General features: G+C 56.1%; 6 protein-coding genes and 1 pseudogene. All 7 read right to left on the reverse strand.

Features of this window, described 5'->3' with window-relative positions:
- A partial coding sequence (gene rfbB / locus R6W86_RS11160) for a dTDP-glucose 4,6-dehydratase (RefSeq protein WP_410329435.1) occupies positions 1–1,027 on the reverse strand: 1,027 nt, incomplete at its 3' end.
- Positions 1,028–1,134: 107 nt separating this feature from the next.
- Positions 1,135–2,547 (reverse strand): sulfate adenylyltransferase subunit CysN, encoded by a 1,413-nt coding sequence (cysN, locus tag R6W86_RS11165; protein ID WP_410329436.1) that lies wholly within the window; start codon positions 2,545–2,547, stop codon positions 1,135–1,137.
- A 373-nt stretch (positions 2,548–2,920) separates the two neighbouring features.
- Positions 2,921–3,835 (reverse strand): sulfate adenylyltransferase subunit CysD, encoded by a 915-nt coding sequence (cysD, locus tag R6W86_RS11170; RefSeq protein ID WP_410329437.1) that lies wholly within the window; start codon positions 3,833–3,835, stop codon positions 2,921–2,923.
- A gap of 154 nt (positions 3,836–3,989) precedes the next feature.
- The gene (locus tag R6W86_RS11175; RefSeq protein WP_410329438.1) at positions 3,990–4,952 is read right to left on the reverse strand and encodes a DHH family phosphoesterase; all 963 of its coding nucleotides are present in this window, start codon (positions 4,950–4,952) and stop codon (positions 3,990–3,992) included.
- 254 nt (positions 4,953–5,206) lie between these two features.
- Positions 5,207–7,177 (reverse strand): polysaccharide biosynthesis protein, encoded by a 1,971-nt coding sequence (locus tag R6W86_RS11180; protein WP_410329439.1) that lies wholly within the window; start codon positions 7,175–7,177, stop codon positions 5,207–5,209.
- Positions 7,174–7,728 (reverse strand): sugar transferase, encoded by a 555-nt coding sequence (locus R6W86_RS11185; RefSeq protein ID WP_410329440.1) that lies wholly within the window; start codon positions 7,726–7,728, stop codon positions 7,174–7,176. Before R6W86_RS11185 ends, R6W86_RS11180 begins: the two co-directional genes overlap by 4 nt.
- 23 nt (positions 7,729–7,751) lie before the next feature.
- Positions 7,752–8,042, reverse strand: a pseudogene (locus R6W86_RS11190) (UDP-N-acetylglucosamine--undecaprenyl-phosphate N-acetylglucosaminephosphotransferase); the annotation flags it as partial.

Genomic DNA, 8,042 nt, shown 5'->3' on the forward strand with positions numbered 1-8,042 from the left:
GCTGATAACTGCCATCCTGAACCCGCTGGCACCACTCCAGGTTGTCCAGGTACCACTGAACGGTCTTACGGATGCCGGATTCGAAGGTCTCCTCCGGCGTCCAGCCCACTTCGCGCTGAATCTTGCCGGCATCAATGGCGTAACGAAGATCGTGCCCCGGTCGGTCGGCCACGTGGGTGATCAGATCCCGATACTTCCGATCCGCCGGTACCAGATCCTGCAGCAGGTCGCAGATGGTATGCACCACCTCGATATTCTGCTTCTCATTATGCCCGCCGATGTTGTAGGTCTCCCCAACAACGCCCTCGGTGACCACCTTGTACAGTGCCCGGGCGTGGTCTTCCACATAGAGCCAGTCCCGCACCTGATCGCCCTTGCCGTAAACCGGCAGCGGCTTGCCATCAAGGGCATTGAGAATCATCAGCGGAATCAGCTTCTCGGGGAAGTGATAGGGGCCATAATTGTTGGAGCAGTTGGTCACCAGTACCGGCAAGCCATAGGTCCGGTGCCAGGCCCGTACCAGGTGATCGGAGCTGGCCTTGCTGGCTGAATAGGGAGAGCTCGGAGCGTAGGCCGTCTCCTCGGTGAACAGATCCTCCGGCCCTTCCAGGTCGCCATATACCTCATCGGTGGAGATATGGTGGAAGCGAAAACTGGCCTTGCGCTCGCCCTCCAGGCCATTCCAGTACTGCCGAGCCACCTCCAGCAACGTGTAGGTACCCACAATATTGGTCTCGATAAACGCCGCCGGCCCGTCAATGGAGCGATCCACATGGCTCTCCGCCGCCAGATGCATCACCGCATCCGGTTGATGCTCCCGAAACACCCGCTCAACCTCGGCACGACTACAGATATCCACCTGCTCGAACGCGTAACGGTCACTCCCGCTGACCTCCGCCAGACTCTCCAGATTGCCGGCATAGGTCAGCTTGTCGACATTGACGACGCTGTCAGAGGTGTTGGCGATGATGTGGCGAATGACGGCAGAGCCAATAAATCCGGCGCCGCCGGTAACGAGAAGCTTCATGCAAATTCCTTTAGTGTGACTCTGGGGTTGGAGACTCTGGGGTCTAGAATGACCTCAGGGGTCTGAAGAACTTCGTTCTTCTGACCCCAACTTGACCCCAAGTTCACTTAAATGGCCTTACACCCCCACTCCGGATAATTCTCCCGAATAAACTTGTTCAGATTCCGCTCAGCCTCGGTGTATTCCCGCCTTGGCATCTCACCGGAAGCATCCAACGCCCGCTCCACCATACCAGCAGCCACAGTCACATTGGTCATCTTGTCAATCAGGATGAAATTCCCGGTACCAAAGTGATGCTGGTAGTCTTCCACTACCACAGACTCGGCCAATTCCACATCACACAGCCCAATGGCATTGAGCTCCAGGCCACCATCAACCTCTACGTTGCGTTCAAGGGTGTTCACATCCACCTCCTCAAGCACCTTGTTCACATAGCAGTTGGTCACCTTGGTACCAATCTTGATGCCATACTCACGGCCGGGCACCAATGCATTCTCGTTCATCCACACGATATGGGCGGCAAAGCGGTTACCGAGCTCCGGCTGGTTGTTCGCATGCACCAACAGATCCCCACGGGAGATATCCACCTCATCTTCCAGAGTGATAGTCACCGCATCACCCGGCCAGGCACGTTCTATCTCACCTTCGTAGGTGTGGATACCCGCCACCCTGGAGGTCTTGCCAGAGGGCATCACCGCTACTTCATCACCCTTGTGAACCACCCCACTGGCGATCGTACCGCAATAACCCCGGAAATCCAGGTTGGGCCGATTCACATACTGCACCGGCAGGCGGAAGTCGATAATGTTCTGGTCCTCCAGAACCTCCACCTGCTCCAGAATGTTCATCAGGGTTTCACCGTGGTACCAGGGCGTGTTCTCGCTCCGGTTCACCACGTTGTCGCCGTTCAGGGCGGAAATCGGCACGTAATACACGTCCTTCAGCCCCAACTGGTCCGCCAGCTTCTCGTACTCAGCGCGAATCTCGTTAAAACGTTCCTCGCTGAAACCCACCAGGTCCATCTTGTTGATCGCCACCACCACATGCTTCAGGCCCAGCAGGCTCACGATAAAGCTGTGCCGGCGAGACTGGGTCAGCACCCCCTTCCGGGCATCAATCATCACCACCGCCAGTTCGCAGGTGGAGGCACCGGTCGCCATGTTCCGGGTGTACTGCTCATGCCCCGGGCAATCGGCAATGATGAACTTGCGCTTGTCGGTGGAGAAGTAGCGATACGCCACATCAATGGTAATCCCCTGCTCCCGCTCGGAAGCCAGGCCGTCCACCAACAACGCCAGATCCAGTGCCTCGCCGGCGTTCCCCATGCGCTCGCTGTCCTTGTGCAGGGCTGCGAGGTGGTCTTCGAAGATCAGCTTGGAATCGAATAGCAGGCGGCCAATCAGGGTAGATTTGCCGTCATCGACGCTGCCGCAAGTCAGAAAGCGGAGCAGGTCTTTGTTCTCGTGCTGGTCCAGGTACTGGAGGATGTCGGATTCGATTAATTCGGATGCGTGGGACATTTTATTTTCAACTCGGATGTCTGGTGTGAACACGGGGTCAGATGAAAGCCTTCATCTGACCCCATTTTCATATCTGTCGGGGGTCTGAAGAACTTGTTCTTCTGACCCCACCTTCATGATTTCAACTCGGGCGCCTGGCGCCAACTTAACTCAGGGGTCTGATGAAAGACTTCATCTGACCCCATCTTCAGGCAAACTCGGGAGTTAGGCGCTAACTCGGGGTCAGAAGAACGGAGTTCTTCAGACCCCTGGGGTAGGAGTCTGGCGCTAACTCGGGGTCAGAAGAACAGAGTTCTTCAGACCCCTGGGGTAGGAGTCTGGCGCTAGCTTGGGGTCAGAAGAACGGAGTTCTTCAGACCCCTGAGCAGCGACCTCAGAAATACCCTTCCCGCTTCTTCTGCTCCATAGACGCCGCCGAGTCATGGTCAATCACCCGCCCTTGCCGTTCGGAGGTCTTGGTCAGCAGCATCTCCTGGATAATATCCGGCAAGGTCGCGGCCTCGGACTCAACGGCACCGGTCAGCGGGTAGCAGCCCAGAGTCCGGAAGCGCACCATTTTCATCTCCGGCTTCTCACCCGGCGCCAGCGGCATACGGTCGTCGTCCACCATAATCAGCGTGCCATCGCGCTCGACCACCGGCCGCTCGGCGGCAAAGTACAGGGGCACAATGTCGATGTTCTCAAGGTAGATGTACTGCCAGATATCCAGCTCAGTCCAGTTGGAGAGCGGGAATACACGAATGCTCTCGCCCTTGTTCACCTTGCCGTTATACAGGTTCCACAACTCCGGGCGCTGGTTCTTGGGATCCCAGCGGTGGAACTTGTCCCGGAAGGAGTACACCCTCTCTTTCGCCCGGGACTTCTCTTCGTCCCGGCGGGCACCACCAAAGGCCGCATCAAAGCCGTACTTGTCCAGCGCCTGTTTCAGGGCCTGGGTTTTCATCACATCGGTATGCTTGGCGCTACCGTGAGTAAACGGGCCAATGCCCTGCTTCACACCCTCTTCGTTGGTGTGAACAATCAGCTTCAAACCCAGTTTCTCGGCCATCTTGTCCCGGAACTCGATCATTTCCCGAAACTTCCAGGTGGTGTCCACATGCATCAGCGGAAACGGTGGCTTGCCGGGGGCGAATGCTTTCATGGCCAGGTGCAGCATTACTGCGGAGTCCTTGCCGATGGAATAGAGCATCACCGGGTTATCGAATTCGGCAGCCACTTCCCGGATGATGTGGATCGATTCCGCCTCAAGTTGTTTGAGGTGGGTTTTTCTGGGGGGTGTCAAGGTCATTGCAGATCCTGGGTGTTATTTCGGATTCCGATTCTAAGTTGGGGTCAGAAGAACAAGTTCATCAGACCCCTGGGGCAAACTCCGGGGTCTGATGAAAGCCTTCATCTGACCCCATTTTCAAATTCATTGTTTGGCGTGGCCTGTCGAGTTCACATCACGCCCAAAATCCCGCCAGTGTATCAAGAAAGCCATCCAACTGCTCCCCGGGCAACGCATTGATCCCTGCCGCCGCTTTTCGACCACCACCGGTGGGGAACTGCCGGGCTACTTCGTCCGCGCCGGTGCGGTTATTGAGTGGGGCACGAATACTCACCAGGTACGTACCATCCGCTTTCTCGGTAACAATCGCACAGGCCTTATCGGGATTCCGGTTGGCGAGCTCATTGCCCAAAACACCACTCACCCGCCGAGCCCAGGCTTCGTCGGGAAGTTTTACTACAAGCGAAGCTGGAGTTTCCTTGAGAACCGGAGCCGCCAGGCCCTTGGCCATATCCGCCTCGTAACCGTCCCGCAACTGCTGCCAGGCAACCGGTTCGGAAGCAATCAGCTCCAGTGGGTCCGCAAACATCACGAATTCCCGGTAAAGATCCGCCGGGTGGAAATGCAGGTCTTCCACCGACGAACCATAGCCGTTGTAATTGATACAAACGCCCAGCATTTTCAGGGATTCAGTCTGCCCCGCGCTCAAACCGGCCTTCTCCGCCAGCTCTTCAGCCACCGCATTCAGGTTATCGCCAAACGCTGCAGCAATGGCCCAGTTATGAAAACGGCCGTTCAGATGCTGGTCAATCAGCAAGCTGGTGCAGGTCGTCGGCTGAGTATCGATCAACGCGGTAAATTGCGGATGATCCGGCAAATCGTCGCCGGGGAAGTGGTGATCCACATAAAACACCGAAGAGCCAGCTTCCAGCAGCGCATTCACCGCCTCCCGGTTTTTCTCCAGGCTGACATCCAGGATGTTCGCCTGGACAGGTTCCGAGGTGAGCACCCGTTTGGCCAGGGCAATGTCCCGTTTCACTCCGGTAATCAGGGTGCTTTCAGCGGGTTCCGCTAAACGGAGCTGAATCAGGGCGCAGATACCGTCGGCATCGCCGTTGAATACGTCGTAAATGGGCATAGACTTCCACGATTCGTTAACTTATAGGAGGAGGGGCTGATGAACGCTTTCATCTGACCCCGCTTTCAGGTCTGGCTCCGAGCTCGGCGCTTTAAAGCAGGGGTCTGATGAAAGTCTTCATCTGACCCCATTTTCAAATCTTGCTGTGAGCTTGCCGCTAGCATGGGGTCAGAAGAAAGTGTTCTTCAGACCCCTGGAGGGGGCGCTAACTCGGGGTCAGAAGAAGGCTTTCTTCAGACCCCTGAGGTACACCTCTAAACAGGTAAGCGGCGCACTTTCCCATCTCCAGAGCCCACCGAAGAAACTGGTTTCACAGGCAACTCGCCTCGCTGCCAAAGAATATCCCCCGGCTCGTCGGAGGCTACATATCCAGTCGGGGCCTGGCGAATGAGATCGACAACTGCCTCACAATCGAACTGCTTGCAGCACTGGACAAGCTTTCCGAGCAATTCATCAATCTCTGGCCAACTCAAAGATTGCTCCCGGGCCATCATGATCCTTGGATGAGCCGTCCTCTGCTGGTCGTCACCAATGAGCAACTCCTCGTAGAGCTTCTCACCCGGCCTCAGGCCTGTATACGTAATCTGAATATCACCGTAGGGATTGTCTTCATTCTTTTCCGTCAGACCCATCAGCCGGATCATTTTCCGGGCCAGGTCGGCGATTTTCACCGGTTCGCCCATATCGAGTACAAACACCTCACCACCTTCACCCATAGCACCGGCCTGCAACACCAATTGGCTTGCCTCGGGAATGGTCATGAAATAGCGAATGATGTCCGGGTGGGTCACTGTCACCGGGCCGCCATCGCGGATCTGGTCACGGAAAAGCGGAACTACTGAGCCGGAAGAGCCCAGCACATTGCCAAACCGAACCATTGAGAACACCGTATCGCTCTGCCGCTGCGCAAGGCCCTGCAAAACCAGCTCTGCCAATCGTTTTGAGCCACCCATGATATTTGTTGGCCTGACCGCCTTGTCTGTAGAAATCAACACAAAACGCTCAACACCGGCGGCAATGGCTGCTTCAGCACAGTGCCACGTACCCATCACATTGTTCTGCACACCCTCGATGATGTTGTTCTCCACCAGAGGGACATGCTTGTAGGCCGCGGCGTGGTAAACGATGTTCGCCCCGAACGAACGCATGATCACCTCGGTCCTCCGACGATGTACAATGCTGCCGAGCAAGGGATGGATTTCCACTGCCAGTCCTTCAATGTCACTGATGGACCTGAGCTCCCGCTCAATGTTGTAGAGGGCAATCTCGGATTGCTCAAGAAGCACAATGGCCAAAGGGCCATTGCGGATTATCTGACGGCACAACTCGGAACCAATTGAACCTCCCGCCCCGGTCACCATAACGACCTTTCCAGTCAGACTGGCCGCAACCACCGTCTTGTTCGGTTTAACCGGGTCTCGTCCCAGCAAATCGGCAATATCAAGATCACGAATATCATTGATCCGCGCCTGCCCCGCGACCAGTTCTGACATAGCCGGTACGGTTTGCACCGGAATGACCATCTCCTCCAGCTTCGCCATCAATTCCCGGCGGCTGATCTTGCCATCGTCCTCCAACGCCAGGAACACCCTCTGGATTCCCTGCTCCCGTGCAGCGCGCTTGATGTGGTCCACAGAGTACACCTGCAAACCGGCAATCAGAGATTTGTGTTTCTGGCGGTCCTGGGAAACAAACCCCATCGGGCGGTATTCCGTACCCTGCATCAACGCATAATGAAGCTGAAGCGCCTTGGGCCCCGTCCCCACAATCAAAACCCGCCCCTTGGCTCTCTCCCGCGGACGATTGATAAGTGCCCGGAAAGTGAACCGCGTACCCGCCACCATGATGAACAACAGCGAAGCATAGATCACCGGTACCGAGCGTGGAACCATGGCATGAAACAGAAAACCGGAGAGAATCAGGGCGCCGGCGGAAGCAACCACACCAGTCACCATAACAACCAGAACTTTCTCACTGATATACCGGATTACGGCACGATAAAGACCAATCCGGATAAAGGCGACAATGGAAATCGCAGCGGTAAGGCCAAACGCCAACCACTGGCGCTGGGAGGGCATCCAGGCGGGGTCCTCAAAACGCAACGCGAATGCCACCCAGAGGGCGATGGCGATAAAGAACAGATCAGCCGCTACGGATATCAGCCGTTTCTGCGGCCTGGGCAACTCAAAAAGCCAGTCTCGGAGCCTGCTCAAAAGAGGTTTCATCCATTCCTCACTCGGTCACCGGCGCCTTTGCCGGCCACCGTCAGGAAAATATAGTGAAAATATCGCTTAAGAGACAAATGACCAATCATTAACGCATCCGTACGGGCCAGTTTTTCCGGTGTGGACATATCAATACCTTGCACCTGCGCCAGGCCGGTAATGCCAGGGCGCATTTTCAACACGCCCAATTGCCGCCGGAGGTTCACTAATTCCGTCTGGCTCGGCAAACAGGGCCGGGGCCCGACCAGGCTCATCTCCCCTTTCAGCACATTCCATAGCTGAGGAAGTTCATCCAGCTTGGTCTTGCGAAGAAAACGGCCCAGCGGCGTAATCGAGGACGCCTGCGCCAGATGCGTGGCGACCGATGCCGTACCTACCGTCATGGTGCGGAACTTCACCAGTACAAACGGCCGTCCATCCCTGCCAACACGTTCCTGAAGAAACAGCGGCGCCCCGGTATCAAAGTACCCGGCAACCAGCAGTATCAAAAAAACAGGAAAGCCGGCAACAAGGCCGGCTAACGAAAACAGGATGTCAAAAAAACGAATCACGTGGTGACCAAACCTCTGTCTTATCAAGTACCCCCGCTACCCGACCGCCTCCGAAATAACACCAACAACCGCCAGGCATGGCTCAGCCCCCAATCATACAGGGCAAAAACACCAATGAACGCAGTAAACATTAAATACTCCGGGATTTGAAAGCCTTCACCAATCAGACCGAAGGCCGCAAAAACCAGTGCAATCCCGGTAATCATAATCAGCGCCTCACGATCCGAGAAGCCCGCGCGCATGAAAATGTGATGCAAGTGCTCCCGATCCGGTTTCATCACCGACTGCCCTTTCCGGGCGCGGCGAACCATGAT

This window comes from Marinobacter sp. (assembly GCF_046484525.1).
Lineage (GTDB): Bacteria > Pseudomonadota > Gammaproteobacteria > Pseudomonadales > Oleiphilaceae > Marinobacter.